27 protein-coding genes, 1 pseudogene and 1 riboswitch are annotated in these 25,705 nt (G+C 62.6%); of the genes and pseudogenes, 11 read left to right on the top strand and 17 right to left on the bottom strand.

Going from position 1 to position 25,705, the window contains the following annotated elements; genetic code table 11:
• The first annotated feature begins 480 nt into the window (after window positions 1-480).
• From G5V57_RS16580 to G5V57_RS16555, 6 genes and pseudogenes are all read left to right on the top strand, one after another.
• Window positions 481-828, top strand: a complete 348-nt coding sequence (locus G5V57_RS16580) for an AtpZ/AtpI family protein (RefSeq protein ID WP_165168705.1) — start codon at window positions 481-483, stop codon at window positions 826-828.
• Between the two features lie 59 nt (window positions 829-887).
• Complete coding sequence (locus G5V57_RS16575) at window positions 888-1,598, top strand: F0F1 ATP synthase subunit A (protein ID WP_165174152.1); 711 nt, start codon at window positions 888-890, stop codon at window positions 1,596-1,598.
• A 41-nt stretch (window positions 1,599-1,639) separates the two neighbouring features.
• Window positions 1,640-1,864 (top strand): F0F1 ATP synthase subunit C, encoded by a 225-nt coding sequence (locus G5V57_RS16570; protein WP_119389921.1) that lies wholly within the window; start codon window positions 1,640-1,642, stop codon window positions 1,862-1,864.
• Between the two features lie 78 nt (window positions 1,865-1,942).
• A complete protein-coding gene (locus tag G5V57_RS16565; RefSeq protein WP_165168704.1) occupies window positions 1,943-2,428 on the top strand; it encodes a F0F1 ATP synthase subunit B' in 486 nt (161 codons plus the stop codon).
• Window positions 2,429-2,430: 2 nt separating this feature from the next.
• Entirely contained in the window at window positions 2,431-2,916 is a 486-nt protein-coding gene (locus G5V57_RS16560) for an ATP F0F1 synthase subunit B (RefSeq protein ID WP_165168703.1), read from the top strand.
• Window positions 2,917-3,076: 160 nt separating this feature from the next.
• Window positions 3,077-3,406 (top strand): annotated as a pseudogene (locus G5V57_RS16555) (DUF2167 domain-containing protein); the annotation flags it as partial.
• Window positions 3,407-3,657: 251 nt separating this feature from the next.
• Here G5V57_RS16555 and G5V57_RS16550 read toward each other — a convergent pair.
• Window positions 3,658-5,094, bottom strand: a complete 1,437-nt coding sequence (locus G5V57_RS16550) for an NAD-dependent succinate-semialdehyde dehydrogenase (protein ID WP_165168702.1) — start codon at window positions 5,092-5,094, stop codon at window positions 3,658-3,660.
• A gap of 196 nt (window positions 5,095-5,290) precedes the next feature.
• Between G5V57_RS16550 and G5V57_RS16545 the strand changes: the two genes are divergently transcribed.
• The gene (locus G5V57_RS16545) at window positions 5,291-6,088 is read left to right on the top strand and encodes an MBL fold metallo-hydrolase (RefSeq protein ID WP_165168701.1); all 798 of its coding nucleotides are present in this window, start codon (window positions 5,291-5,293) and stop codon (window positions 6,086-6,088) included.
• 39 nt (window positions 6,089-6,127) lie between these two features.
• On the opposite strand, the gene gcvP is transcribed toward G5V57_RS16545, so the two are convergent.
• From gcvP to gcvT, 3 genes are all read right to left on the bottom strand, one after another.
• Entirely contained in the window at window positions 6,128-9,034 is a 2,907-nt protein-coding gene (gene gcvP, locus G5V57_RS16540) for an aminomethyl-transferring glycine dehydrogenase (RefSeq protein ID WP_165168700.1), read from the bottom strand.
• A gap of 74 nt (window positions 9,035-9,108) precedes the next feature.
• Window positions 9,109-9,480: a glycine cleavage system protein GcvH gene (gene gcvH / locus G5V57_RS16535; protein WP_165168699.1), complete on the bottom strand. Its 372-nt coding sequence runs from the start codon at window positions 9,478-9,480 to the stop codon at window positions 9,109-9,111.
• 74 nt (window positions 9,481-9,554) lie between these two features.
• Entirely contained in the window at window positions 9,555-10,679 is a 1,125-nt protein-coding gene (gcvT, locus tag G5V57_RS16530) for a glycine cleavage system aminomethyltransferase GcvT (RefSeq protein ID WP_246737651.1), read from the bottom strand.
• A 152-nt stretch (window positions 10,680-10,831) separates the two neighbouring features.
• Window positions 10,832-10,919: riboswitch (glycine riboswitch) on the bottom strand.
• Window positions 10,920-11,125: 206 nt separating this feature from the next.
• On the opposite strand from gcvT, the gene ispH reads away from it, so the two are divergent.
• Both ispH and rnhA read left to right on the top strand, forming a co-directional pair.
• Complete coding sequence (ispH, locus tag G5V57_RS16525) at window positions 11,126-12,088, top strand: 4-hydroxy-3-methylbut-2-enyl diphosphate reductase (protein WP_165168697.1); 963 nt, start codon at window positions 11,126-11,128, stop codon at window positions 12,086-12,088.
• Complete coding sequence (gene rnhA / locus G5V57_RS16520) at window positions 12,085-12,534, top strand: ribonuclease HI (protein ID WP_165168696.1); 450 nt, start codon at window positions 12,085-12,087, stop codon at window positions 12,532-12,534. The genes ispH and rnhA overlap by 4 nt, the downstream gene beginning before the upstream one ends.
• A gap of 78 nt (window positions 12,535-12,612) precedes the next feature.
• Here rnhA and G5V57_RS16515 read toward each other — a convergent pair whose 3' ends face one another.
• Window positions 12,613-13,092: a peroxiredoxin gene (locus tag G5V57_RS16515; RefSeq protein ID WP_165168695.1), complete on the bottom strand. Its 480-nt coding sequence runs from the start codon at window positions 13,090-13,092 to the stop codon at window positions 12,613-12,615.
• 297 nt (window positions 13,093-13,389) lie between these two features.
• Complete coding sequence (locus tag G5V57_RS16510) at window positions 13,390-14,181, bottom strand: protein-disulfide reductase DsbD domain-containing protein (RefSeq protein WP_165168694.1); 792 nt, start codon at window positions 14,179-14,181, stop codon at window positions 13,390-13,392.
• Window positions 14,182-14,335: 154 nt separating this feature from the next.
• On the opposite strand from G5V57_RS16510, the gene G5V57_RS16505 reads away from it, so the two are divergent.
• Both G5V57_RS16505 and G5V57_RS16500 read left to right on the top strand, forming a co-directional pair.
• The gene (locus G5V57_RS16505; protein ID WP_165168693.1) at window positions 14,336-14,923 is read left to right on the top strand and encodes a YqgE/AlgH family protein; all 588 of its coding nucleotides are present in this window, start codon (window positions 14,336-14,338) and stop codon (window positions 14,921-14,923) included.
• A gap of 283 nt (window positions 14,924-15,206) precedes the next feature.
• On the top strand, window positions 15,207-15,611 hold the full coding sequence (locus G5V57_RS16500) for a hypothetical protein (RefSeq protein WP_165168692.1): 405 nt from the start codon (window positions 15,207-15,209) through the stop codon (window positions 15,609-15,611).
• Between the two features lie 82 nt (window positions 15,612-15,693).
• Here the strand turns inward: G5V57_RS16500 and G5V57_RS16495 are convergent, their stop codons facing one another.
• The 11 genes from G5V57_RS16495 to G5V57_RS16450 all read right to left on the bottom strand — a co-directional run bounded on the left by G5V57_RS16495 (window position 15,694) and on the right by G5V57_RS16450 (window position 25,702).
• Window positions 15,694-18,021 carry a GGDEF and EAL domain-containing protein gene (locus tag G5V57_RS16495; RefSeq protein ID WP_246737698.1) on the bottom strand — a complete coding sequence of 776 codons (2,328 nt, stop codon included), beginning with the start codon at window positions 18,019-18,021 and terminating at the stop codon, window positions 15,694-15,696.
• A gap of 4 nt (window positions 18,022-18,025) precedes the next feature.
• Window positions 18,026-19,306 (bottom strand): hypothetical protein, encoded by a 1,281-nt coding sequence (locus tag G5V57_RS34400; protein ID WP_246737650.1) that lies wholly within the window; start codon window positions 19,304-19,306, stop codon window positions 18,026-18,028.
• A gap of 128 nt (window positions 19,307-19,434) precedes the next feature.
• Complete coding sequence (locus tag G5V57_RS16490) at window positions 19,435-20,016, bottom strand: GNAT family N-acetyltransferase (RefSeq protein WP_165168690.1); 582 nt, start codon at window positions 20,014-20,016, stop codon at window positions 19,435-19,437.
• Complete coding sequence (locus G5V57_RS35265; RefSeq protein WP_165168689.1) at window positions 20,016-20,426, bottom strand: pitrilysin family protein; 411 nt, start codon at window positions 20,424-20,426, stop codon at window positions 20,016-20,018. Before G5V57_RS35265 ends, G5V57_RS16490 begins: the two co-directional genes overlap by 1 nt.
• Window positions 20,359-21,276 carry a pitrilysin family protein gene (locus G5V57_RS16480; protein WP_165168688.1) on the bottom strand — a complete coding sequence of 306 codons (918 nt, stop codon included), beginning with the start codon at window positions 21,274-21,276 and terminating at the stop codon, window positions 20,359-20,361. Before G5V57_RS16480 ends, G5V57_RS35265 begins: the two co-directional genes overlap by 68 nt.
• An 18-nt stretch (window positions 21,277-21,294) precedes the next feature.
• Window positions 21,295-22,686: a threonine synthase gene (thrC, locus tag G5V57_RS16475; protein ID WP_165168687.1), complete on the bottom strand. Its 1,392-nt coding sequence runs from the start codon at window positions 22,684-22,686 to the stop codon at window positions 21,295-21,297.
• A gap of 225 nt (window positions 22,687-22,911) precedes the next feature.
• Entirely contained in the window at window positions 22,912-23,637 is a 726-nt protein-coding gene (locus tag G5V57_RS16470) for an SURF1 family protein (RefSeq protein ID WP_165168686.1), read from the bottom strand.
• Window positions 23,637-24,011, bottom strand: a complete 375-nt coding sequence (locus tag G5V57_RS16465; RefSeq protein ID WP_165168685.1) for a DUF983 domain-containing protein — start codon at window positions 24,009-24,011, stop codon at window positions 23,637-23,639. Before G5V57_RS16465 ends, G5V57_RS16470 begins: the two co-directional genes overlap by 1 nt.
• 63 nt (window positions 24,012-24,074) lie before the next feature.
• Window positions 24,075-24,929: a cytochrome c oxidase subunit 3 gene (locus G5V57_RS16460; protein WP_165168684.1), complete on the bottom strand. Its 855-nt coding sequence runs from the start codon at window positions 24,927-24,929 to the stop codon at window positions 24,075-24,077.
• A 19-nt stretch (window positions 24,930-24,948) separates the two neighbouring features.
• Window positions 24,949-25,551: a cytochrome c oxidase assembly protein gene (locus G5V57_RS16455; protein ID WP_165168683.1), complete on the bottom strand. Its 603-nt coding sequence runs from the start codon at window positions 25,549-25,551 to the stop codon at window positions 24,949-24,951.
• A 1-nt stretch (window position 25,552) separates the two neighbouring features.
• On the bottom strand, window positions 25,553-25,702 hold the full coding sequence (locus G5V57_RS16450) for a hypothetical protein (protein ID WP_165165507.1): 150 nt from the start codon (window positions 25,700-25,702) through the stop codon (window positions 25,553-25,555).
• Window positions 25,703-25,705 lie beyond the last annotated feature (3 nt).

Here is a 25,705-nt window from a genome sequence, read left to right as displayed (position 1 = left end):
CGCCGATTCGAGCGAGACGCCCTGCAACCGTTACGCAGTAGCGCAATTCACGTCTAGGGCGCTTCCCGCCAAAGCTTGGTCGTGCTGTAAAGTATTCCGGAGGACTCTATGGTCAATCCTGACGGGAAGGCAGCTCCTTGAAAGCGCCCGGTTGCAGGGACGGCCCATATCCGCAGGTCACGTCAGCCGCCGGTCGAGGATGACGGTCTCGCCGCGCAACAGAACCGAGTTGATCGAGCGCGACTTTCAGACCTTCGTACCACCCCCGGGCTTCCTATAAGGCGGAATCGGATTTGCGACGGCGCGGCGACAATCCCGCCGCGCGAATCGCCGCATCGTTAAAGTGGTGTCGAAAGCTTATGAGAATCAAAGGCTTATATTACCGAGGCATTCCTTGACACGTTTTTGCCCAAACTCTATGGTGCGCGCGATTTTGAGGGACGTTCAAGCCGCGACAACCATTTTTTTTCGAGCAGGATCATGAGCAAATCAGATGACCGGCTCAAGGACTTGGGAAAGCGACTGGACACCAGTCTGAACCAGCGCAAGGAAGCTCAAGGGCCCGACAAGACCGAGGGATCGGCGGCGGGCCTCGCAATGCGCGCGGTGACCGAGCTTTTCGTCGGTCTCGCCGTGTGCATGGGCCTTGGCTGGATGGCGGACAAATATTTCGGTACGGCGCCGTGGGTCATGCTGGCCCTCATGCCGTTCGGGATCGCTGCGGGGGTCGTCAATGTGATGCGGCTCTCAAAGAGCAAACAGGCCGAGGAAGTGCTGGGCGGCAAGGGCCCCGTGGCGCCTTCGGTCAAGGACGATGACGAGGATTAGACGTGGCAACGAGCACAACTGAAGTGGCAGCCGGCGCTGCGCCCGAGCATGGTGAGAAGATCATCGATCCGATCCATCAGTTCCATATCAACAATATCATCGATCTCGGCCCCTTCTCGCTCACCAATTCCGGTCTCTGGGCCATCATCGCGGTCGTCTGCGCAGCCCTCCTCTTCCTCCTGGCCCCCAAGCATCTGATCCCAACCCGGCTGCAGTCGGTCTCGGAAAGCATGTACGAATTCATCGAGAACATGACGAAGGAAGTGTTGCATGAGAATGCCCGTACCTACTTCCCGTTCGTGCTCACACTGTTCACCTTCATCCTGTTCTGCAACGTCTTGGGCCTCATCCCCTATTCCTTCACGGTGACGAGCCACATCATCGTGACGCTGGCGCTGGCGCTCGTCGTCTTCATCGGCGCCACCATCATCGGCTTTTACCGCAACGGTTTCGGCTATCTGAAATTGTTCGTGCCGTCGGGCGTGCCGGCGATCCTCTTGCCGCTGGTGGTCGTCATCGAGATCGTGTCCTACTTCATCCGCCCGATGAGCCTCTCGATCCGTCTCTTCGCCAACATGATGGCCGGCCACATGATGCTGAAGGTGATGGCCGGCTTCGTCGTCATGCTCGGCGTCACCGCCGGCTGGCTGCCGCTCATCGCCATGGTCGGCCTCTATGGTCTCGAGCTACTGGTGGCGGCGCTACAGGCCTATGTCTTCGCGCTTCTCACCTGCATGTATCTCAGCGATGCCATGCATGTGGATCACTAATCACTGAACCCTTAATCCATCCATTCAACAGGAGAAGTCAGATGGAAGTTGAAGCAGCAAAGATGATCGGTGCGGGTATCGCGGCCATCGCCCTCGGCGGCGCCGGCGTCGGTATCGGCCACATCTTCGGCAATTATCTCGCGGGCGCTCTGCGCAATCCGGCGGCTGCCGCCGGCCAGCGCGGCACGCTGTTCCTCGGCTTCGCCTTCGCCGAAGCGACCGGCCTGATCGGCTTCGCCGTCGCAATGCTCATTCTCTTCGGTTGATCGAACCGAAGTCTTCGCCAACCGGCGGGGCCGCCACGGCCCTTGCCGGCGCTTGGATCAAGATGAGGCGCTGGAGCCATGCCGCAACTCGACGTCAATACCTGGCCGCCGCAGCTTTTCTGGCTCGCGGTGACCTTCCTTGTCCTCTATTTCATCATCTCGAAGATTGTGATCCCGCGCACCGGCGGTGTCATCGAGGGTCGCAAGAACCAGATCGACAGCGACCTGGTCGCGGCCCAGCGCTTCAAGGCGGATACCGACAAGGCCGTCGCCGAGTATGAGAAGGCGCTCGCCGAGGCGCGCGGCAAGGCGCATGCGATCGCCAAGGACACGCGCGATAAGCTCAGCGCCGAGGTGGATAAGGAACGCAGCAAGCTTGACGGCGAACTCGCCGCCAAGATCGCCCAGGCCGAGAAGACTATCCAGGCGGCACGCACCAAGGCGCTCACCAGCGTGACCGCACTCGCCACCGAGATCGCCGCCGAGATCGTCGGCCAGCTTGCCGGAACCAAGGTAAGCAGTGCTGACGCGGCCAAGGCCGTCGCCAAGGCGCAAGGAAACTGACCATGTTTGGAAAACCGGAAACCTGGGTTGCCGTAGCCTTCCTGCTCTTTGTGGCGCTCCTCATCTATCTGAAAGTGCCCGCCAAAATCGCCGCCATGCTCGATGAGCGCTCGACGCGCATCGCCAAGGAACTGGCCGAAGCCAGGAAGCTGCGCGAGGAAGCGCAGGCGCTGCTCGACGAATACAAGAATAAGCGCGCCCAGGCCGAGAAGGACGCCGAGGACATCGTGGCGCTCGCGCGCAAGGAAGCCGAGGCGCTGGCGCATGAGACCCGCAACAAGCTCGCCGAGACGCTGGAGCGCCGCACCAGGCAGGCCGAGCAGAAGATCGCCCAGGCCGAGCAGCAGGCCGTGAAGGACGTGCGCACCGCGGCCACCGACGTGGCGGTGAGCGCCGCCAGCGAGCTTCTCGCCGCAGCGGCCGAAGGAGCCAAGGGCGCCAAATTCATCGAGGAATCGATCGACGCCGTGAAGTCCCGGCTCAACTAAGCGACAGCTTCATACGAAATACGAAACCCGGCCTCAGCGCCGGGTTTTTTGTTTTTGGGCCAGAGCTCTTCCACCTGTCCCCTTTGCCCGTTGGAAAGAAACAAGCTATCGCTTGGTGTGGTCGATGCTCGGGTAGGATCGCGGCAGCACCACTGCGGCGACGATTAACTACAATACCTATGCGCTGGGACGGCAGGGCTATTTCGAGCTCAATCTGGTGACCGGCGAGGACACCATCGCGCAAGACAAGAAACATGCCGGCACGCTGCTGGCGGTGCTCGATTACAAGCCCGGCCAACGTTATGCCGACTACAATGCCTCGACCGACCGCCTGGCCGAATACGGCCTCACCGCGCTGATCGGTGGAGCCGCCGCGAAGAAGCTCGGCCTCTTCGCGGTGATCGGCGTGGCGCTCGCCAAGTTCTGGAAGATGATCCTCATCGCGGTCGCGCTGGGCGGCGGCGCGATCTTCAAATTGCTCGGCCGCTAGTGTGCTGAACGCGAAGTTCCCGATATCAGGCGGCTTGCACCGACAGGAACTTCGCGTTCAAAAGCACACTAGAATCATTAGGTTTTCTAGTGTCCTTCCGAATCCGAAGTTCGCTCGGAAGCTCCCGCTGGCTGTGGCGAACTTCGGATTCGGGACACTAGCCTCCGCAGGCTTGATGAGAAGCGCCGGCACCTTCGTCAGAATGCGCCGGCGCTCTAATCTCTGCGCTTCGGACCGTTAATTGCTGACGATCAGCCCTTGCGGGTCACGAGACGCGTGTCGAGATAGGCTTGAAGCGCCTCCGAGCCTCCCTCGGTGCCATGACCCGAATCCTTGATGCCGCCGAAGGGCACTTCAGGCAGGGCGAGGCCCAGGTGATTGATGCTCGTCATGCCGGCTTCGATTTCATTGCCGAAGCGCGTGGCGGTGGCGCCATTGCGGGTGAAAGCAAAGGCGGCCAGTCCGAAGGGCAGCCGGTTCGCCTCGGCGATCGCTTCGTCGAGGGCGCCGAAGCGATTGATCACGACGACCGGCCCGAAGGGCTCCTCACTCATGATCCGCGCCTTCAGCGGGACGTCGGCCAGAACCGTCGGCTCGAAGAACCATCCCTCGTTGCCGATCCGGCGACCGCCCGTCGTCAGCCGCGCTCCATGCGTCACCGCATCGCCGATGAGAGCCTCGAGTGCGGGAATGCGCCGGTCATTGGCGAGCGGGCCCATCTCGACATTGGGATCGAGACCGTCGCCGACGCGGATCGCCTTGGCTCCGGCGGTGAAACGCTCTGTGAACTCGTCGGCGATGCGCTCCTGCACGAGAAAACGCGTCGGCGACACGCAGACCTGCCCGGCATTGCGGAACTTGTTGGCCACCATCAGACGGACCACCGAATCGACATCGGCATCCTCGGCCACGACCACCGGCGCATGCCCGCCGAGTTCCATCGTGGCGCGCTTCATATGCAGTCCGGCGAGAGCGGCGAGCTGTTTGCCGACGGGCGTCGAGCCGGTGAAGCTGATCTTGCGAATAACCGGATGCGGGATCAGATATTCGGAGATTTCCGCCGGCACGCCATAGACGAGATTGACCACGCCGGCGGGAATTCCGGCATCGACGAAGGCCTTGATGAGAGCCGCCGGCGAGGCCGGCGTCTCTTCCGGCGCCTTGACAATGATGGAGCAGCCGGCGGCGAGCGCGGCCGAGAGTTTTCTCACCACCTGGTTGATGGGGAAGTTCCAGGGCGTGAAAGCGGCGACCGGACCCACGGGCAGCTTGAGCGTCATCTGGATGACGTCGGGCGCCCGCGCGGGGATCACCTGGCCATAAGCGCGCTGTGCTTCGCCGGCGAACCAGTCGATGATGTCGGCGGCAGCGAGCGTCTCCAGCTTCGACTGGGCGAGCGGCTTGCCCTGCTCGAGAGTCATCAGCACCGCGATCTCCTCGGCCCGGCCGCGCAGGATCTCGCCGGCGCGGCGCATGAGCTTGGCGCGCTCATAGGCGGACATCTTGCGCCAGACTTCGAAGCCACGCGCTGCCGCGGCAAGGGCTGCGTCAAGATCGCTCTTGTCGGCCCAGGCGACGGTCCCGATCGACTGCCCCGTCGCCGGATTGAGCACGGGAATGGTGCGGCCGCTGGCGGAGGGCCGCCATGCGCCATCGATGAACAGGTGCGTATCGGGATAATTCGTCATTTCGGTTTCCGTCTGGTGTTCGGTTGGCTCGCGGCAAGCCGTAGCCGCGCCCTCGCGCAAGATCAATGTCCACAGGGATGGCTGTTATGCTTTCAGCGAGGATCACCTGACTGACAGAAAATTGATCCGGGCCGGCTGAGTGAGCCGTTAGACTGCTCTTCGATACGCATCTTGCAGACATGATCGGAGCATCCCCATGGTCGCTGTGCGGTTTCTGGCGCTTCTCCTTTTTCTCATCTCGCCGCTGATGGCGTCCCGTGCCGAGGCGCAGGCCAGCGACTGCCTGGCCATGGCGCAGGCGCCTTCCTCCCTGGTGCCGGTCCAGTTTTCGCCCACGGCGCTCGAAGCGGACCAGGTGCGGTTCACCTTTCTCGGCCATTCGACCTTCCTCATCGAAAGCCCGCAAGGTGTGAGGATCGCCACCGACTATACGGGCTATGCCGGCGGCACAGTGCCGGATGTGGTCACCATGAACCATGCCCACCGGTCGCATTACACCGACTTTCCGGACCCCGCGATCAAACATGTGCTGCGCGGCTGGAATCCGGAGGGCGGACCGGCGCGCCATGACCTCACCGTCGGCGATGTGCGCATCCGTAATGTCACGACCGATATCCGCTCCATGGGAGGTGTCATCCCCGACGGCAATTCGATCTTCATCTTCGAGGTCGCCGGATTGTGCATCGGCCATCTCGGCCATCTGCATCACGAATTGAGCAATGCCCAATTAGGCGCGATCGGACGGCTCGACATCGTGCTGGTGCCGGTCGACGGCACCTATACGATGGCGCAGGTGAACATGCTCAATGTGCTGAAGGAGCTGAAAGCGCGCCTCGTGCTGCCGATGCATTATTTCAGCCCGGAGACGCTGCAGCGCTTCATCAACGGCCTGAGCGGGGCACTCGAGGTCGAGATCAGCGCGACAGCGTCGGTGACGCTGTCGGCCAAAACGCTGCCGGAAAAGCCGAAGCTGCTCGTGCTGCCGGGATATTAGAATATCCCCTCTCCCCCGCGGGGAGAGAGGGGACAAATGTTACTCCGCCGCTTCCTGATAGGCTTCCATCGGCGGGCAGGTGCAGACGAGATTGCGATCGCCATACACATTGTCGACACGGCCGACGGGCGGCCAGTATTTGTCGGCATTGATGTAGCTCAAGGGGAAGAACGCCTTCTCCTTCGAATATGGCCGCGTCCAGTCGCCGAGCAGCAGCTGATGCGTGTGCGGGGAGTTCTTCAGCACATTGTCGGTGCGGTCGGCCTTGCCTTCCTCGACCTCGGCGATTTCGCGCCTGATCTCGATCATAGCGTCGCAGAAGCGGTCGAGCTCACGCTTGCCTTCCGATTCGGTCGGCTCGATCATCAGTGTGTCGACGACCGGGAAAGACATCGTGGGCGCGTGGAAGCCATAGTCGACAAGACGCTTGGCCACGTCCTCGACGGCGAGCCCCGTGCGCTCCTTGAGCCAGCGCAGATCGATGATGCATTCATGCGCGATGAAGCCGCCCGGCCCCGAATAGACGATCGGGAAATGCGGCGCCAGACGCCTGGCGACGTAGTTGGCGTTGAGGATCGCCATCATCGTCGCTTCCTTCAGGCCCTCGCCGCCCATCATGGCGATATAGGTCCAGGATATGGGAAGGATCGAGGCCGAGCCCCAGGGTGCGGACGACACCTGGCCCTGCGACTGGTCGCGACCGGCCGCCGGATTCACGCCATGCACCACCGGATGACCCGGCAGATAGGGGGCGAGATGCGCCTTGACGCCGATAGGGCCCATGCCGGGACCGCCGCCGCCATGCGGGATGCAGAAGGTCTTATGCAGGTTCATGTGGCAGACATCGGCGCCGAGCTCGGCCGGACGGACGAGGCCCACTTGCGCGTTCAGATTGGCGCCGTCGAGATAGACCTGGCCGCCATTGGCATGAATGATGGCGCAGATATCCTTGATGCTCTCCTCGAACACGCCATGGGTCGAGGGATAGGTGATCATCAAGGCCGCCAGATTGGCCGCATGCTGCTTAGCCTTGGCCTCGAGATCGGCGACATCGACATTGCCCTTGTCGTCGCAGGCGACGACGACCACCTTCATGCCCGCCATCACCGCTGAAGCCGGGTTGGTGCCATGCGCCGAAACCGGGATGAGGCAGACATCGCGGTGCGTGTCGCCCTTCGCGTGATGGAAGCCCCGAATGGCGAGGAGTCCCGCATATTCACCCTGACTGCCGGCATTGGGCTGCAGCGAGATGGTGTCGAAGCCGGTGATCTCGGCCAGCATATATTCGAGCTCCTCGAAGAGCTGCTGGTAGCCTTGCGCCTGCTCGAGCGGCGCGAAAGGATGCATCATGGCAAATTCGCGCCAGGTTACCGGGATCATCTCGGTCGTGGCGTTGAGCTTCATGGTGCAGGAGCCCAGGGGGATCATCGAGCGGTCGAGCGCCACGTCCTTGGCCTGGAGCCTGCGCATATAACGCAGCATCTCGGTTTCCGAGTGATACATCTCGAAGACCGGATGGGTGAGATAAGAAGACTTGCGGACGAGCGCCGCCGGAATCGCCTCAGCGACCTTGGCGTCGAGCTTGTCGATATCGACGCGCTCCAGCGCATCGGTCTTGAACACGGTGAGAAGCCGCTCGAGCTCCTGGCGGCGCGTCGACTGGTCGAAGGAGATGCCGACATGGTCGGCGTCGACGAAGCGCAGGTTGATGCGCTTCTCCTTGGCGCGCGCCAGGATCGCCTGGGCGCGGCCCGGCGCGTTGATGGTGACGGTGTCGAAGAAGGCCTTGGTCGTGACCTCGTAGCCGAAGCCCTTGACGGCATCCGCGAAGATGGCGGCGAGGCGATGGGTACGCTCGGCCGTCTTCTTTATGCCCTTGGGACCGTTATAGACGGCGAACATCGAGGCAATCACGGCGAGCAGGACCTGCGCGGTGCAGATGTTGCTGGTCGCCTTCTCGCGGCGGATATGCTGCTCGCGCGTCTGCATGGCCATGCGCAGAGCCGGGTTGCCGTGCGAATCGACCGAGACGCCGATGATGCGGCCCGGCATGGACCGCTTGTACTCGTCGCGGGTGGCGAAGAAGGCGGCATGTGGACCGCCATAGCCCATCGGCACGCCGAAGCGCTGCGCCGAGCCTACAGCGATGTCGGCGCCCAGTTCACCGGGGGAAGTGAGAAGAGCGAGCGCCAGAAGATCGGTCGCCATGATGGCGAGGGCGCCGGCGCCATGCAGCTTGTCGATGATCGCTCGATAGTCGCGGATCTCGCCGGACGAGCCCGGATAGGAGAGGAGCGCGCCGAAGACTTCGGAAGGTTTCAGATCCTTGGCCGGATCGCCGATGACGATATCGAAGCCAAACGCCCTGGCTCTTGTCTCGATGACGCCGATGGTCTGAGGATGCGTGTCGCGATCGACGAAGAACGCGTTGGCCGAGGTCTTCACCACGCGCTTGGCCATGGACATGGCTTCGGCGGCGGCGGTGCCCTCATCGAGGAGCGAGGCGCTGGCGAGCTCGAGCCCGGTGAAGTCGATGATCATCTGCTGGTAATTGAGCAGCGCCTCGAGGCGCCCTTGGCTCACCTCCGCCTGATAGGGCGTGTAGGCGGTGTACCAGCCGGGATTCTCCAGGATGTTGCGCAGAATGACCTTGGGCGTGACGGTGCCGTAATAGCCCATGCCGATCATCGAGGTGAACACCTCGTTGCGCGACGCCATCTGGCGCAGGTAGGAGAGCGTGGTGCGCTCGGCCTTGCCCTTGGGCAGATCGAGGGGCTTGGCGGCGCGGATCTTCTTCGGGATCACCTTGTCGATGAATTCCTCGAGCGAGGCGGCTCCCACGGCTTTCAGCATTTCCGCCGTCTCGGTCGCATTGGGACCGATATGGCGCGGAACGAAATTGGCCTGCGGTTCAAGTTCGGCAAGCGTTGCGCGTTTGGTCGACATTCTCTTGATTCCTTTACACCCTCATCCGCCCTCCCGGCCCCTTCTCCCGCGAGAGGGAGAAGGGGCTTGTCGGGTTATTGCTCGGCGACGAATTTGTCGTAAGCGGCCTTGTCCATCAGATCGGCGAGTTCGCCCTTGTCCTTGAGCTTCACTTTCATGAACCAGGCAGCTCCTTCGGCCTGGCGGTTGACGAGTGCCGGATCGCCTTCGAGATCCTTGTTCACTTCGACCACCTCGCCCGAGACCGGCGCATAGACCTCGCTCGCGGCCTTGACCGATTCGACCACCGCCGCATCGCCGCCCTTGGTCACCGCCTTGCCGATCGCCGGCAGCTCGACGAAGACGACGTCGCCCAATTGCTCCTGGGCATGGTTGGTGATGCCGATCGTCGCGACGTCGCCATCGATGCTGATCCACTCATGGTCCTTGGTGTAGTGCTTGCTCATAATGAACTCCCTCTTTGTTTGGCGCATGATCTAGTCGGAAAACCGGATTCCACTTTTCCGGATCATGCTCTCGGCTAGCGTTTGTAATTGTGCGGCGTGAAAGGCAGTGCCGCGACCGAAGCCGGCATCGGCTTGTCGCGCACCACCAGATTGATCCTGGTGCCGGCCGGCGCGAGGGCCGTCTCGACATAACCCATGGCAACCGGACCGTTGACGGTAGGCCCGAAACCGCCCGAGGTCACGGTGCCGATGCTGCGGCCCTGCTCGTCGGTGATAAGGGAACCTTCGCGGGCGGGGGCGCGGCCTTCCGGCTTGATGCCGACGCGCTTGCGCTTGGGCCCTTCGGCGATCTCGCGGGTAATGCGTTCGGCGCCGATGAAACCACCTTCGCTGCGCCGCCTTTTGCCGATCGACCAGACGAGACCCGCCTCGACCGGGCTCGTCTCCTCATCGATGTCGTGGCCATAGAGACAGAGGCCCGCCTCGAGGCGCAGCGAATCGCGGGCGCCGAGCCCGATCGGCTTGACATCCGGATCGGCCAGCAAGGTCTCGACCAGGGTTCCCGCATCCTTGGCGGCGACCGATATCTCGAAGCCGTCCTCGCCGGTATAGCCCGAGCGCGCGATATGGCACGCAATGCCATCGAATGTATCAGGCGTTGCGCTCATGAAGGCGAGGCCTGGGGCCTTCGGGCAGTGGCGCGCCAGAATGGCGGCCGCCTTGGGGCCCTGCAAAGCGACCAAGGCGTGGTCTTCGATCGGCTCGAGCTTCACATTGTCGGGCAGGTGCCCGTTGAGCCAGGCATAGTCGACATCCTTGCGCGAGGCATTGACCACGACATAGAATCGGCCGTCGTCGCTCGTGCGGGTGATCATCAGATCGTCGATGATGCCGCCTTGCGGATTGGTGAGCTGTGAATAGCGGATGCGCTGCGCCGCCAGACCCAGCACATCGCCCGGCACGAGCTTTTCCAGCGCCTTGGCCACCGTCTGATGATCGGGACCGGTCAGGTGGGCCTGGCCCATATGGGAGACGTCGAACAGGCCGGCGGAGCTCCGCGTCCAGTTGTGTTCGGTCAGGATGCCTGTCGGATATTGCACCGGCATCTCGTAGCCGGCGAAGGGCACGATGCGAGCGCCCAGTTTTACATGTTGATCGTAAAGGGGGGTGCGATGAAGTGTTTCGGTGAGCGTTGCCATTAAAGTTCCCGGTTCCGACATGATTGAGCAAGACCCAGCAACAGCCAAGCCTGCCCCCTCTGTCAGAGAACCTGAGAGATTTCGCCCATGTCGCTCCGACACATGAGCTTCGCTCCTTCGGTGAGGGGTTTTCCCCTGCTCTCCAGAGTCGGCGAACGCATGCGGTCCTTTTGCCTGAGAGTTTCCGGGGCGGTTGCTCCTTCGGCGCCGGATTTAACCGGCCTCTCCCGCGTGTGTCCTAACGAACGCCCGGAACCTAGTGGTACCCAGGCGGAAAGGCAAGGCCCAGATCTGGGGGAAACGGGTTCCCACCACAAAAATCCTCCCGGCCCGACCAAACCGGCAATGGCTTGATTTTCGACCCCTTTGCCCATTGCGTAAATTGCCAGGCGGGAGCGGCCTCGCTTTCCTTGACAAGCGCAGGCTACCTTCGCCATCTAGCGCTCATGAATAAACCTCAGCTGACCATCCTGCTCGCGGCGCCGCGCGGTTTCTGCGCCGGGGTGGTGCGCGCCATCGATATCGTCGAGCGGGCACTGGCGCTTTACGGGGCGCCGGTCTATGTGCGCCACGAGATCGTGCACAATAAATTCGTGGTCGACGACCTGAAGGCCAAGGGTGCTGTCTTTGTCGATGAACTCGACGAGATCCCCGATGGCGACCGACCTGTGATTTTCTCCGCCCACGGCGTGCCTAAATCGGTACCGCAGGCGGCAAGGCTGCGCCAGCTGTTCCAGATCGACGCCACCTGCCCGCTCGTTACCAAGGTGCATATGGAGGCGCAGCGCCATTTCGGCGAAGGGCTTGACATCGTTCTCATCGGGCATAAGGGACATCCCGAGGTGATCGGCACTATGGGGCAATTGCCCGACGGCGCCATCGCCCTGATCGAGACAGTGGAAGAAGCGCAGAGCTTCACGCCGCATGATCCCTCGAAGCTCGCTTATGTCACCCAGACGACGCTCTCGGTCGATGACACGCGCGATATCGTCGAGACGCTGAAGCGCCGTTTCCCCGAGATCCGCGGCCCCTACAAGGAAGACATCTGCTATGCGACGACCAACCGCCAGGAAGCGGTGAAGTCGATCGCCGAGAAGATCGATCTCCTCCTGGTGGTGGGCGCGCCCAATTCGTCCAATTCGAAGCGGCTGGTCGAAGTCGGTCTCAAGAACGGCTGCCCTTCGGCGGAGTTGGTGCAGCGCGCCGCCGATCTCGACTGGTCGAAGCTCCAGGGCCTCAAGAGCGTCGGCCTCACCGCCGGCGCCTCGGCACCCGAAGTGCTGGTCAACGAGATCATCGACGCCTTCTGCGCGTTTTATGACGTAACGGTTGAAAAAGTCGTGCTGCGCGAGGAGAATGTCTCCTTCAAGCTGCCGCGGGAACTGCGCGAAACGAAACCCGCCGCATGAGTTCGACACCCGTCGTCATCCATACCGACGGCGCCTGTTCCGGTAATCCGGGACCGGGCGGCTGGGGCGCAATCCTGCGCTATAACGGGCATGAGAAGGAACTGCAGGGCGGCGAGGCGCTCACCACCAACAACCGCATGGAGCTGACCGCGGCGATCAAGGCGCTCGAGGCGCTGACGCGGCCTGCGGCCGTCGAGATTCACACCGATTCACAATATGTGAAGGACGGCATCAGCAAGTGGATCCATAGCTGGAAGCGCAATGGCTGGAAGACGTCCGATAAGAAGCCGGTAAAGAATGCCGAGCTCTGGCAGCGTCTCGACCAGGCGCTTGCCCGCCATCAGGTGAGCTGGCACTGGGTGAAGGGCCATGCCGGCCATGACGACAATGAGCGTGCCGACGAACTGGCGCGCATGGGCATGGCGCCGTTCAAAAAGAAATCATAATGCGGATACTCCCCTCTCCTGCTTGGCAAGCGAGAGAGGGGAATAATCTGTGAACAGGTTGTTGAATAAGGCGGCCGCTCAGAGCTGCTTCAGGATCGTATCGGCGCCGGAGACATTGACGCCCGGCTTGTCCTCGACATTGAGCGCCTTGACCACGCCGTCCTCGACGATCATCGAATAACGCTTGGAGCGATGGCCCATATTGTGGGCGGTGAGATCGAATTCGAGGCCCACAGCCTTGGCGAAAGCGCCATTGCCGTCGGCCAGCATGAGGATCTTGCCGTCGGCGCCCGACTGGCGGCTCCAGGCATTCATGACATGCACGTCGTTCACCGCCGTGCAGGCGATGGTGTCGGCGCCCTTGGCCTTGATGGCATCGGCTTCCTTCACGAAGCCGGGCAGGTGGTTCATGCTGCAGGTCGGCGTGAAGGCGCCGGGAACCGCGAAGAGCACGACCTTGCGGCCGGCAAATACCGTGCCGGTGGTGAATCTTTGCGTGCCGTCGCCCGTCATGGTGATGAATTCGGCTTCCGGCAGACGATCGCCAACCTTGATCATGTTTGCTCCTCACAATTTGGGTTTCTGGATGCCATTGGCGCCGGCCGGCGGCAGGCGTTCTGGAAGGCAGCAACGCTTAGAGCAAAATCCGCCAAAGTTGAAGACTATGGCGATAAGAATTTGCTCCAAGAATTTGCTCTGGCGAAAGCGCCATTCGGCGAAGCGATTCGCCTTCCGGAGGCGTTGGCGCGGGATGCGGAAAAGTGGCCACCGGTTTTCCGCAAGAATCCCGCGCCAGCAAATAAGAATCGATCACGTTTATGAGTTTGGATTGACTCAATCCAAACTCATCGTGATCTATTCGACCACGACATCCTGCTCAAGGCGAATGTCGCCAGCGACCATGGTGAGGCGCAGGGGCTTGCCCTGCAGCGTCGCCGGGTCCTTCAGCCCGTCGATGGGCAGGTGCACCACAGCCCTGTCGTCGGTGCGCCGGGGGGCGCGGAAATAGGCGAAATCGCTGCCCTCGACGAAGATGTCGAGATCGCCGTCGAAGCCCGTCCCGATGAGGCTCACCGCCAGTACCGGTTTACCCCCCTCTTGCGCGAGCGTGGCACGAGCGGCGCGGAAATGCGATGCGGCATCGACCTTTTCCGGCACGCGGGCCGCGTAGGCGGCGATGAGGCTCGCATCGCCTGGGCTGGCCCCGTCCTGCAGGAGTGCCGCATCGAATTTCGCCGGAATGCAGACGACGTCACAGACGCCGAAGAAAGCCTCGAGCGCGAGAGCAATCGGCTGGCCTGGATCCTCTGGGGCGATGTCGAGCGGAAAGATTACGCGATCCTTGTAGCCGACAGTCTCGCCACCGGCGTCGATATAACGCTTCGGCACCGGCCACAGCACGGTGACGGACCTGACATTCTTCGATCCCGCCCAGTCGAACTGCGGCGGCACGCCGGCATCGCCCGGCATGCGCCAATAGGTTTTCCACCCCTCGTCGAGAGTGATGTCCAGGCCGGCGCGCCATATATTGTTCTGTGTCTCACCGCCAATGAGCCGCACCGCGTAGTGCTGTCCCGCCTCTGCGCGCGCCGCCAGGGTGAAGGCCGGCAAGCCCAAAGCGGCAAAAAGGAACTGGCGTCTCTGCATCTACGGCACTATCTCCATATTTGTTCCATAAATTGTGGCGGGGCGGGGGCCAAATCAACTTCGCATCCAGCCCCATCAACTTAATGTCAGATTGACCGCTTTCCGCCGGGCCAAAAAAGTCTTAACCTGGGCCAGCAGCAAAGGGTGGAGTTCCATGAAAAAATCATCCTTTCTCGACGGCCAGATGCTGATCGCCATGCCGGGCATGAGCGACCCCCGCTTCGACAGATCCGTCATTTTCATGTGCGCGCATTCCGACAACGGCGCCATGGGCATCATCGTCAACAAGCGGGCGCCAATGATCTCATTCAGCGAACTGCTGGAGCGGCTCGACATCATGCCGCAAGAGAACCGGATCAAGCTGCCCGACGACGTGCAGTCGATGCTGGTGCAATTCGGCGGGCCGGTGGAACCGGGACGCGGCTTCGTGCTGCACACGTCCGATTATTTCTCAGCCGACACGTCGCTGCCGATCGACGAGCGCGTGGCGCTGACGGCGACGCTCGACATTTTGCGCGCCATCGCCGGTGGCCAGGGTCCGCGGCGCTCGCTCCTGGCATTGGGCTATGCGGGCTGGGCGCCCGGCCAGCTCGAGGACGAGATTCAGCGCAATGGCTGGTTGAGCTGCGCGGCGGACGAGGAACTGCTGTTCGGCAGCGATCTCGACAACAAATATCAAAACGCACTGCACAAGATCGGCGTCGATCCGGCGATGTTATCCTCGCAGGCGGGGCATGCGTAAGCGGACGGAAGCCGGCAGCCTTCTCTGATTACGCGTCCGATCCTAGAGTGTGCTGAGATTAGGCTGGATTATATCCCTCATTTGCGAAGTAGTTTGGGCATTCGTACGCCCCACTCGAAATGTCTTCATCACCTTGCCGACGCGGTGATGGACGCTTGACATCGTGGGCCAAACGGCAGGATTGGGAAATATCAAGTTGAGGAGTTGCGTTCGGACTTCAACTCCTGCGTCTGACCGAACAGGCATTAGCCTCTATCCGAACTCCGATAAAAGGATCAACCGAATGGCTCTCGGCCTCCGAATAATCCTTGAAATCGTGCAAGCTTTGCTGCGCGTGTGGAACAAGAAGGATGAGGGTAATCGCAACGGCAAGCCCGCGCTTGCAGGCGATGGAGCAGCGAGTCAATCGCCCGGAACTCCATCACGGCCGGCGAATGTACAGACCATCCATGGCCGGCCATTGAATGCGGCCGGATCGCGCGCCGTTGAGCGCGCAACACAATTGGGCTTTGGCGGAACAGGGACACAGCAACGCCCCGAGAATATAAACAAGGGATCAAGTGATCCCAGAGTTCACATCGATATAGCCAAGAAAGCTCCGCAGCAGGAGAAGCAGTTGCCGGTATTTCGCTGCAGAAGGTCCAGCGAAGTCAATTGGCAAGGGAGGCCAGACCAAGCCTGCTGGTAGATGTCGCCACGTAAATTACGCAAGGCGGGCAGGCTGTCCGGATGCGAAAAAGTAGATACCGGCATTTCGCAAGAATCCCGCGCTAGGCGTCGGCTGGAGATTGGTCCGTGTTCCGGGACTGCCCCTTGCGGCGCAGTTTCCTGCCGAGACGGCTGGACCTATGCTTCTGCGCGGCTTCATCGCCCGACTGGATCTCCGGCTCCGCGGCCGATAACGGCTCGTCAGCTGTCGCTTCAGTCTCTTCGCCCTCGGTAGGCCGGTCAGCCTCCGGCACGTTCTTCATGGCGCGCAACCTGTCCAGCCCCGGCAGCTCTTCAGGTTCGGATTCGGCCGGCACTCCGACATCCTGCTCTTCAGGGATGTCGACCTGTTGCACCCTCGATCGCCCTGCGGCACGCGGCGCCATGGGCGCGACACCAGGCAAAGGCCGCGAAGGCAGGTCAGATGGTTCGTATCTGATGTGATCGCTCGCCTCCTCCACCATCTCAGCGGTCTGCTGCTGCGGCGGCGGAAGCGGAGGCGGAGGCGGCGCTGACACGCTTTCCGGCGCCGATCTCCTGGCCGACGACCGCTCGAATACTGGGGGCGTCAGGGGCTTCAGCGCGGGAACCGGCGGCCAGTCCCGCCGGCGCGACGATGCTGCCGGCGCGGCCTCGGGCTCGATCGGTTCGGCTCGCCTCTGCGGGACTGCGAGAGGCGGCTCCACGCGGCGCGCGGGAGCCTGAACGGGGGTAGACGCCGGCAGCACTTCCGGCACACGCACGTTGGACGTACCGGCCATGCGCTCCCACAGCGTGTCGATGGCGGTCTTGTTGCGCGCCGCGGCCAAGGGCACGCCACTCAACACATCGACGACCTGCTTGGCCGTCATCGGTTCCCCGATGAAATAGCCCTGGCCGAAGTCGCAGGCGAGCGAGCCCAGTCGGTCGATATCGTCCTGCGACTGGATCCCTTCGGCGACGACGGTGAGGCCCAGATCATGGGAGAGCAGAATGATCGATTCCAGGATGAGCGCGGCCTTGGCATCGTCGCTATCCACTTCGATGAAGCTGCGGTCGATCTTCAGCGTATCGAAAGGCAGGCGGCGCAGATTTGAGAGTGACGAGTAGCCGGTGCCGAAATCGTCGCAGGCGATGCCGATACCCATCTGCTTCAGGCGATCGAGGATCTGGATCACCTTCTCGGGGCTCTCCATGACGACCGATTCGGTAACCTCGATCTTCAGCGTGTCACGCACCAGGTTCTCACGCGACAGAAGGGACTTCACGTCGTCGATGAGATCGGCGGCGAGAAACTGGCTCGACGACACATTGACGGCGACGAAGATCGGATCATGCGGACGGAAGGCGCGCTGCCAGGAGCCGAGCTGGCGGCCAGCCTCATTGAGCACATGATGCCCGAGATCCCTGATGATTCCGGTCGTCTCGGCGAGGCCCAGAAACGCCTCGGGCGCCAGAAGCCCCAGGGTCTTATGGCGCCAGCGCATGAGAGCCTCGAAGCCGGCGAGCTCCATATCGGCGAGCCGGGCCACCGGCTGATAAAGAACCTCGATCTCGTTGCGCTCCAGCGCGCGGCGCAGTTCCGCCTCCAGCACAACCAGCTCGGTACGGTCGTCGCGCATGGCCTCCCGAAAGAACTCGACCGTGTCCTTGCCGCGCCGCTTCGCCTCATAGAGCGCCACGGCAGCATCCTTGATCAGACCCTCGGCGGCGAGGCTGCCCTCGCGCAGCGCCGAGACGCCGATGCTGGCGGTGAGGAATATCTCCTGCGGGCGCATGTTCACCGGCTTCGAAACGGTGGCGCGCACCTTATCCGTGAACGGCAGGATATCGCGCTTCGGCTTGTCGCCATGGAAGAGGATGGCGAACTGATCGCCCGGCATGCGCGCCACGGTGTCATATTCGCTCGCGATCGCCGCAAGTCTGCGGCCGACGATCTTGAGCAGGCCGTCGCCCGTCTCATGCCCAAGTCCGTCATTCACCGCCTTGAAGCGATCGAGATCGATGAGCATGAGATAGAGATTGTTGACGGGCTTGCGTCCCGCCGCGCTGATTTCGCGCTCGATGCGGTCGACCAGCAGTGCCCGGTTGGGAAGCCCGGTGACGCGGTCATGCACCGCATCGCTCAGCAACTGGTCCTGGGCGCGGCGCGTCGCGGTGATATCGCTCAGCGTGCCGATGCAGCGGGCCGCCCGCTGCTCGGGCCCCGGAATGGCGCGCGCCCTGAGCAGGAACCAGCGATAGGTGCCATCGCCACGGCGCAAACGGAACTCCTGCGAGAAGCCGCCCTGGCCGCGCCGCTCCGCCTCCTCGATGGCGGCGAGATAGGCGCTGCGATCGGCCGGATGAATGACCTCGAGCCAGGACTCGGGGGTCTTGTCCTTGAGGCTGCCCTTGCGCAGCCCCAGCATCTTCTCAATGTCCTCGCCGACATGGAGATGGCCCTCCTCCACCTGCCAGTCCCACACGCATTGCTGCGAGGCGGCCAGCGCCAGGGCGCGGCGTGCATCCTCGGCGAAGAAGCGCTGAGCGAGGAACGCCTGGCCGAAAGCGAACTGCGCCAGGGTAAAGCACATGGTGAGGATGACGAGGACCAGACCTGCCGAAAGAAATGCCTTGGCGATGCTGTCGGCGGCGGGGGTCAGCGCGACAACGCCGGCGAGCAGCGTCCAGGCCACGATCAAGACCCAGGAGAGGAGCGAGGCGCGCGCGCGCCAGCCCCTCGCGCAACATGGCGAAGAGGATGAAGAGACCGAAACCAGCCACGGCGGCAAAAAGCAGCCGCGCCATGCCGGAAGCGCGCGCCGGCTCGAACCAGCCATAGACCGGCAGAGCAAGCATAAGGCCGGCGACGAGGAGCAGGACATTGCCGGCCACCGGCCGACGCTTGCGCAGATCGGCGAAGGAGACCAGGCAGAGTATGAGGCCGATCAGCATCAGGCCTTCGATCACCGCCCGGATCTCGGGCCCCAGCTCGTATCGCTTGGGCAGGACGTCGTTGATCTGGGGCAAATATCCCGATTCGAGCGCAATGAAGCCGATGGACGCCCAGATGAAGACCGACGCGAAGGGAAAGACGGCGATGCTGCGCACGGCATAGAGCGAGAGAGCGATGACGCCGAGCACCATGGCGATACCGAGGATCACGCCACGATAGAAACCGTTCTGCTCGACCCTGCCATCGAAGGCGGCGCGCTGCCACAGCTCGATTTCGTCGAGACCGGCGCGCGTGAGTTCCATGGCGACCGTCACCCGGCCCTTGGGCTCGATGCGCAAGGCGAAAGCGTCCGCATTGATGACGCGCAAAGGCGCGATCGTGGCCTGGCCGGCGGCGACGACATTCTGGATGCGCGAGCCGATCGGCTTCGGCCAGATGACGCCCGACCCGGCAAATCCCTGATGCGGTGTGGAAACGACCAGATCGCGCGCTTCCGAGCCGCTGTTGGCCAAGGTCACCACCACCCAGCGGTGGACGGGTTCCGTCCCCTTCGCGGGCAGCTCCATGACAAGGCCGGTCGCATCCTCGGCGGTCCTGATCGTCACGACCGGCTTGTCGGTTTCGACCGCCAGAAGATACGGGAAGAGATCGAGTGTCGGGCCGGCGAAGACCGAATCCACAACCTTGTCCTGCGCCGTGGCCGGCAGGGACAGGACCAGCAGGAGGAATAGAGCAATAGATGCGCGCAGCAAGGCCATTCAACCGGCCCCTAAACAAAAGCGGGAGTAGCGTAAAGAACCGGCGTACACTTTCAGAATCCCGCCTTAGATGCGAATCAATTCCCGTGGTTATCGCCTGACGCCGATAATGGCAAGTTTGGCGGGTATTATCTATCGTCGGCGAGGCGGGCGAAGAGGAGATGATCCTCCCACCGGCCATTGATCTTGAGGTAGCGGCGGGCCAACCCCTCCTGCCTGAAACCGCATTTCGTCAGTAGCCGGATCGATGCCAGATTGACGGGCAGGCAGGCCGCCTCGACACGGTGCAGGTGCAGATGCCCGTAGGCGAAGGGCATGAGAGCGCTCATCGCCGCCGTCATGTATCCCTGGCGTATATAGGGGCTGCCGGTCCAATAGCCGACCGAGCCCGCCTGCGCCACGCCGCGGCGGACATTGGACAAGGTAATGGCGCCGATGAACCTGTCGTCCTGGGCGCGGTACACGAAGAACGGATAGGCGCTGTCACTCTCGATGTCGCGCATATAGCGCTTGACCCTGCTCCTGAAGGCAGTGCGGGTCAGGTCGTCCTGCGGCCAGGCCGGCTCCCAGGGAACAAGAAAGGCGCGGCTCTCGAGACGCAAGGCCGCCCAGCTCTCATAATCGGCCATTTCCGGGACCCGCAGCTCGACGCCGTCCTGCATCAGGATGGGGGGCAGATCACGCGCGAAGGGGCTACGAAGAAAGACCATCAGTTAAACTGCGCCTTGATCTTGGCATAGGGGGTCAAGGTGGAGAGCTGGCCAACGGCGCTCAAGGCCGGCGACTGGCCGCGGAACAGGGAATGGGCGAGGCCGGCCACGTGATCGGCGGTGACGGCATCGATCTTGGCGACCAGAGTCTCCATCGCCGGCACCTCGCCGAAGGCCAGATATTGGCGGGCGATCTGATCGGCCCGCCCGGTGGCGCTTTCGAGGCTCATTACCAAGCTCGCCTTGAGCTGCGCCTTGGCGCGCGCCACTTCGACCTCGGTGACGCTCTTCGCCGTCGACAGCATGACATCGGCGGTGACGTCGACGAGTTCGGGCGTGTCGTCAGGCGAGGTGGCCGCATAGACGCCGAACTGGCCGGCATCCTCGTAGGCGGAAGCGAAAGAGAACACGCTGTAGCAGAGTCCGCGCTTTTCGCGCACTTCCTGGAAAAGGCGCGAGGACATGCCCCCCGCCCAGGAGGCTCGACAACACCTGGAGCCGGTAGATCTCGGGGTTTCGGTAGCCGGGAGCGGCAAAGGACAGGACCATATGGGTCTGATCGAGCGGCTTCTGCGCGAGCTCGGTATGCGAGACGAAATCGGGCCGGTTGCGGCCGGGCGGGACGCCAGAGCTCAGATTGCCCAGAAGCTTCTCGGCTTCACGGCGCAGCGCCTGATGGTCGATATTGCCGGCCGCCGCCACCACCATGCGCGAGGCCCAGTAATTGCGATTTCGCCAGGCGAGGATCTCGTCGCGCGAGACTTTGGCGATGAGGTCGTGCACGCCGAGGATCGGCCGGCCGAGAGGATGCGAGCCGAAGGCGGCGCTCTGTGCCAGGTCGAAGACGAGATCATCGGGCGTGTCGCCGGCGGCGGCGATCTCCTGCAGGATGACATGCCGCTCACGCTCGAGCTCGTCCGGGTCGAAGACCGACTCGGTGAGAATGTCGGACAGGATGTCGAGCGCCTGCGGCCAGTCGTTCTTGAGGACACGGGCATAGTAGGTGGTGGTTTCCATACCGGTCGAGGCGTTGATCTCGCCACCGGCGGATTCGATCTCCTCGGCGATAGCCTGAGCGGAGCGCTTTTTCGTGCCCTTGAAGGCCATATGCTCGAGGAAGTGGGCGATGCCGTTCTCTTCCGGCAATTCGTCGCGCGAACCTGCTTTCACCCAGATACCGAGCGCCACCGTCTCGAGATGCGGCATGCTGTGGGTCACCACATGCAGGCCATTGTCAAGACGCGAAATTTCAACGCTCATGCCACACCCAGACTAAACCTAACCTGCGACCCGTTCGGAGATGAAGGCTTTGACCGCTTCCGGGTCATTGGCCAGCACGCTCACCCTCTCCTCTGCCATCATGAGGGGTGCAAGGCGCGGCGGCAAGCCCGGTCTTGTGCCGGCCGCCGCCTCGACCGCGTCGGGGAATTTGGCCGGGTGCGCGGTCGCCAGCGTCACCATGGGGCCCAGATAACCCCGTTCCTTGCGTGCCACCGCATACCCCACCGCCGTGTGGGGGTCGAGAAGCTCGCCCGTCTCCTGCAGCGTTCGGGCGATCTCGGCCGCCACCGCGGACATCCCGGCGGCGCCGGAGGTAAATTCAGACCTGATCGCCTGAAGCGGCTTCTCCTCGATGGTGAAGGAGCCCGATTGCGCGAGGCCTGCCATCAGGCCGCGAATGGCGTCGGGATCGCGGCCATAGGCCTCGAACAGCAGGCGCTCGAAATTGCTCGAGACCTGGATGTCCATGGAAGGGCTCGAGCTCGGCTTGACGCCCTTTACCTCATAGCGCCCGGTCCTGAGGGTGCGGTCGAGAATGTCGTTCTCGTTGGTCGCGATCACCAGACGGCCGATCGGCGCGCCCATTCGCTTGGCCGCGAGGCCGGCGAAGATGTCGCCGAAATTGCCCGTGGGCACGGTGAAATTTGCAAGCCGGCCCGGGCCTGAAAGAGCGAGCGAGGCGGTCACGTAATAGACGATCTGCGCCATGATGCGCGCCCAATTGATCGAATTGACGCCGGCGAGCGTCGCGCGATCGCGAAACGCATGATCGTTGAAAAGCGCCTTCAGGATCGCCTGGCAATCGTCGAAGGTGCCTTCGAGCGCGATATTGTGGACGGAGGGCGAGATCACCGTCGTCATCTGGCGGCGCTGCACCTCGCTGACCTTGTCATGGGGATGCAGGATGAAGACCGAGGCATGGCGGCTCGCCTTAAAGGCCTCGATAGCCGCTCCCCCGGTGTCGCCCGAGGTGGCTCCGACAATAGTGGCGCGCATGCCGCGGCGCGCCAGGGCCCAGTCCATGACACGGGCCAGGAACTGCATGGCCACGTCCTTGAATGCCAAAGTGGGGCCGTGAAAGAGCTCGAGCAGCCACTGATCCGCATTGAGCTGCTTGAGCGGCGTGACCGCGACATGATCGAAGCTTTCATAGGCTTCGGTGATCATGGCCTTGAGTTCGGCCTCGGGCACCGCCTCGCCGGTGAATTTGCCGATCACCGCGAAAGCGACATCGGCATAGGGCCGCCCGCGCAGCTCGTTCAGCTCGGCCCGCGTGAATTGCGGCCATTCGGCCGGCACATAGAGTCCGCCGTCACGGGCGAGGCCGGTGAGCAGCACATCCTCGAATTCGAGCTCCGGGGCTTCGCCACGGGTGGAAACGTAACGCACGGCAGGGAGATCCTTCTATCGGCCGGGCACCATAAAACGGATGCTGAAAAGGAAAAATAGGATTCTAGTGTCCCGAATCCGAAGTTCGCCACAGGTAGCGGGACCTTCCGAGCGAACTTCGGATTCGGAAGGACACTAGAAAACTTAATGATTCTAGTGTGATTTTGAACGCGAAGTTCCTGTCGGTGCAGGCCGCCTGATATCAGGAACTTCGCGTTCAGCACACTAGCTCTCCTTGCGCAGCGTCTGGCGGATCAGAAGCCCCGACATGCCGATGAGGAGTGCGGCAAGCGCGAACCAGGTCAGCGCATATTGGAGATGGTTGTTGACGAGGCCCTCATCCGTCGCGACCGGGCTCGGCAGTGTCTTGCCGCCGCCCGCGACCGGCAGCAGATGCAGCACGAAAGGCGCCACGCGCTGATCCGGCGCCACCTGGGCGAAAGCCAGCATCGCGGGGACGTCCCACCAATACCAGATATTGCCGGCCGTATCGTTGTCCGGCGTGAAAGGTCCGCGGCTTCCGACATGGCGGCGCACGATACCTGTGACCTCGAGCTGGCCGGAAGGCCGGGTCTCGGGACGCCGCTGCGGATCCTTCAGAGGTTCGGGGATGAAACCACGATCCACCAGGACCACGACGCCGTCCTGGCTCGCGAAGGGCGTGACGACCTGGAAACCCGGCACGCCGCCCTCGGTGGTGAGGACGAAAAGCTCGGCATCGTTCTGGAAGGTACCCTCAGCCCTCACCTTCAGAAATTCGACCGGGCGGTCGGCGTCGAACTCCTTGAGCGCCTCATCGAGCGATACGGGTGCCGCGGTGAGCCGGGCATCGCGCTCGGCGATCAGTGCTTCTTTCCAAGCGAGCCGCTGCAACTGCCAAGCCCCCAGCCCCACCAGCAAGGTGACGCCCAGAATGGTGGCGATGAGGATCTGCCAGATTCTGCCAGTCATCAATGCTGGAGCCGTCCTTCCTGGGCTTTGGTCTTCCATTGCTGACACAGGAGCATGCCCTTGGCCGGGCGCAGAAGCGCCAGCGGCAGCAGGATGATAAGGGGAATGGCGATCAACACATGGACCCAGAAAGGCGGCGAATAGGCTACTTCGATGCCGAGAATGCTGCCGACGCCGAAGAAGCAGACGAACAGCATGACGAACCAGGCGGCACCGTCACCGGCATCGGCGAAATCGAAGGAAAGGCCGCAGGAGCCGCAATTCTTCGCCACCGCGAGATAACCGTCAAACAGACGACCGCGGCCGCAGCGCGGGCATTTGCCCGCAAGGCCGGTCTTGATCGGTGAAAGATCGGGATAATAGGGCTCGGTCATGACAGGTTTCCCCTCACCCTGGCCCCTCTCCCCCCGCAGGGGGAGAGAGAGTTTGCGAAAGCCTCAGTGCTCGGCGGCGAATTGCACGCCGGCCGACCCCCACACGTAGATGCAGGCGAAGAGGAACAGCCAGACGACGTCGACGAAATGCCAGTACCAGGCGGCCGCCTCGAAGCCGAAATGCTTCTCGGGACGGAAGTGGCCCTGCAGCGCGCGCAGCAGGCAGACGATCAGAAAGATCGTGCCGATGATGACATGGAAGCCGTGGAAGCCCGTCGCCATGAAGAAGGTCGAGCCATAAATGTTGCCGCCATTGTCGCGGCTGAAGGCGAAAGCGGCATGGGCATATTCGTAGGCCTGTATGGAGGTGAAGATCAGGCCGAGACCGACGGTCAGCGCCAGGCCCCATTTCAGGCCCTTGCGGTCATTGTTGAGGAGCGCGTGATGCGCCCAGGTGACGGTCGTGCCCGAGGTGAGCAGGATCAGCGTGTTGATCAGCGGCAGATGCCAGGGGTCGAAGACCTCGATACCCTTGGGCGGCCACACGCCGCCCGTCGCCTCGAGGCGGGCAGCCTGAATGGCTTCGCCGGTGAACAGGCTGGCATCGAAGAAGGCCCAGAACCAGGCGACGAAGAACATCACTTCGGACGCGATGAAGAGCAGCATGCCGTAGCGCAGATGCAGCGACACGACCTCGGTGTGATCGCCCTTGTGGCTCTCCTTGATGACGTCGCGCCACCACATGAACATCGTGTAGAGGACGCCGGCGAGGCCGATCAGCGCGATGGTCGGGTTCGAGCCATGCATCCACATGATGGCGCCGACGGCCAGAATAAAGGCCGCCGCCGCGCCGATCGCCGGCCACGGACTTGGGTCGACCAGATGATAGTCGTGGTTCTTTGCGTGTGCGTCGGCCATGTCCCCTGCTCCTCGGGCGTCAGTTCAGATTGATATCGGTTGAAGTTTTTTTCTCGGTCGACGAGACATTGCTCGGCTCGTCCGACGGATAGAACGTGTAAGACAGCGTGATGGTGTTGATCTGGTCGAGACCGCGATCATCGACGATCGCCGGATCGACGAAGAAGGATACCGGCAACTCGATCGACTGGCCAGGCTTGAGTGTCTGCTGGGTGAAGCAGAAGCACTCGATCTTGTTGAAATAGGCGCCTGTCGTGTCGGGCGTCACATTGAACACGGCCGAGCCGGTAATGACGTGGTCCGAATTGTTGGTGGCGCGGTAATAGGCGAAATTCTCCTCGCCGACCTTGACCTCGAGCGAGCGCTGCACCGGCTCGAAAGTCCAGGGCAGGCTGGGCGCCGTATTGGCGTCGAAGAGGATGGTCATGCGCCGATCGACGGTCTTCTCGGGCGCGGCTTCGGCGCGCTGGGTGGTGCCGCCGAAACCGGTGACCTGGCAGAACAGCCGATAGAGTGGAACGGACGCATAAGCGAGGCCGACCATGCCTACCACGACAGCGGCCGAAACGAGGGCCACCTTGCGGTTCTTGCCGGTGTCGGGGGTCGAGGGCGTGCGCTGCATGTCAGAGATTCCGCATGGCCACTTCGCCGCCGAGGCGCACGATGGTGGTCACGAAAAACAGGATGACGAGGCCGGCCAGGACCAGCGCCAGCGCGATGGAGCGCTTGCGGCGGCGGCTCATGTCCTCTGGCGAAAAAGGGCTTTGGTCCATGAC

The organism is Nordella sp. HKS 07, from assembly GCF_011046735.1.
Lineage (GTDB): Bacteria > Pseudomonadota > Alphaproteobacteria > Rhizobiales > Aestuariivirgaceae > Taklimakanibacter.
The sequence above is the reverse complement of the archived record's forward strand: the minus strand, read 5'-3'. Positions and strand labels throughout refer to the sequence as shown.

What these genes read in the sequence shown, in the direction of transcription:
- G5V57_RS16580 (WP_165168705.1), top strand. Translation starts at nt 481, where the DNA reads ATGAGCAAATCAGATGACCGGCTCAAGGACTTGGGAAAGCGACTGGAC.
- G5V57_RS16570 (WP_119389921.1), top strand. Translation starts at nt 1,640, where the DNA reads ATGGAAGTTGAAGCAGCAAAGATGATCGGTGCGGGTATCGCGGCCATC.
- G5V57_RS16565 (WP_165168704.1), top strand. Translation starts at nt 1,943, where the DNA reads ATGCCGCAACTCGACGTCAATACCTGGCCGCCGCAGCTTTTCTGGCTC.
- G5V57_RS16560 (WP_165168703.1), top strand. Translation starts at nt 2,431, where the DNA reads ATGTTTGGAAAACCGGAAACCTGGGTTGCCGTAGCCTTCCTGCTCTTT.
- G5V57_RS16550 (WP_165168702.1), bottom strand. Translation starts at nt 5,094, where the DNA reads ATGACGAATTATCCCGATACGCACCTGTTCATCGATGGCGCATGGCGG.
- G5V57_RS16545 (WP_165168701.1), top strand. Translation starts at nt 5,291, where the DNA reads ATGGTCGCTGTGCGGTTTCTGGCGCTTCTCCTTTTTCTCATCTCGCCG.
- gcvP (WP_165168700.1), bottom strand. Translation starts at nt 9,034, where the DNA reads ATGTCGACCAAACGCGCAACGCTTGCCGAACTTGAACCGCAGGCCAAT.
- gcvH (WP_165168699.1), bottom strand. Translation starts at nt 9,480, where the DNA reads ATGAGCAAGCACTACACCAAGGACCATGAGTGGATCAGCATCGATGGC.
- gcvT (WP_246737651.1), bottom strand. Translation starts at nt 10,679, where the DNA reads ATGGCAACGCTCACCGAAACACTTCATCGCACCCCCCTTTACGATCAA.
- ispH (WP_165168697.1), top strand. Translation starts at nt 11,126, where the DNA reads ATGAATAAACCTCAGCTGACCATCCTGCTCGCGGCGCCGCGCGGTTTC.
- rnhA (WP_165168696.1), top strand. Translation starts at nt 12,085, where the DNA reads ATGAGTTCGACACCCGTCGTCATCCATACCGACGGCGCCTGTTCCGGT.
- G5V57_RS16515 (WP_165168695.1), bottom strand. Translation starts at nt 13,092, where the DNA reads ATGATCAAGGTTGGCGATCGTCTGCCGGAAGCCGAATTCATCACCATG.
- G5V57_RS16510 (WP_165168694.1), bottom strand. Translation starts at nt 14,181, where the DNA reads ATGCAGAGACGCCAGTTCCTTTTTGCCGCTTTGGGCTTGCCGGCCTTC.
- G5V57_RS16505 (WP_165168693.1), top strand. Translation starts at nt 14,336, where the DNA reads ATGAAAAAATCATCCTTTCTCGACGGCCAGATGCTGATCGCCATGCCG.
- G5V57_RS16500 (WP_165168692.1), top strand. Translation starts at nt 15,207, where the DNA reads ATGGCTCTCGGCCTCCGAATAATCCTTGAAATCGTGCAAGCTTTGCTG.
- G5V57_RS16495 (WP_246737698.1), bottom strand. Translation starts at nt 18,021, where the DNA reads ATGCTGGGGCTGCGCAAGGGCAGCCTCAAGGACAAGACCCCCGAGTCC.
- G5V57_RS34400 (WP_246737650.1), bottom strand. Translation starts at nt 19,306, where the DNA reads ATGGCCTTGCTGCGCGCATCTATTGCTCTATTCCTCCTGCTGGTCCTG.
- G5V57_RS16490 (WP_165168690.1), bottom strand. Translation starts at nt 20,016, where the DNA reads ATGGTCTTTCTTCGTAGCCCCTTCGCGCGTGATCTGCCCCCCATCCTG.
- G5V57_RS16480 (WP_165168688.1), bottom strand. Translation starts at nt 21,276, where the DNA reads ATGAGCGTTGAAATTTCGCGTCTTGACAATGGCCTGCATGTGGTGACC.
- G5V57_RS16470 (WP_165168686.1), bottom strand. Translation starts at nt 23,637, where the DNA reads ATGACTGGCAGAATCTGGCAGATCCTCATCGCCACCATTCTGGGCGTC.
- G5V57_RS16465 (WP_165168685.1), bottom strand. Translation starts at nt 24,011, where the DNA reads ATGACCGAGCCCTATTATCCCGATCTTTCACCGATCAAGACCGGCCTT.
- G5V57_RS16460 (WP_165168684.1), bottom strand. Translation starts at nt 24,929, where the DNA reads ATGGCCGACGCACACGCAAAGAACCACGACTATCATCTGGTCGACCCA.
- G5V57_RS16455 (WP_165168683.1), bottom strand. Translation starts at nt 25,551, where the DNA reads ATGCAGCGCACGCCCTCGACCCCCGACACCGGCAAGAACCGCAAGGTG.
- G5V57_RS16450 (WP_165165507.1), bottom strand. Translation starts at nt 25,702, where the DNA reads ATGGACCAAAGCCCTTTTTCGCCAGAGGACATGAGCCGCCGCCGCAAG.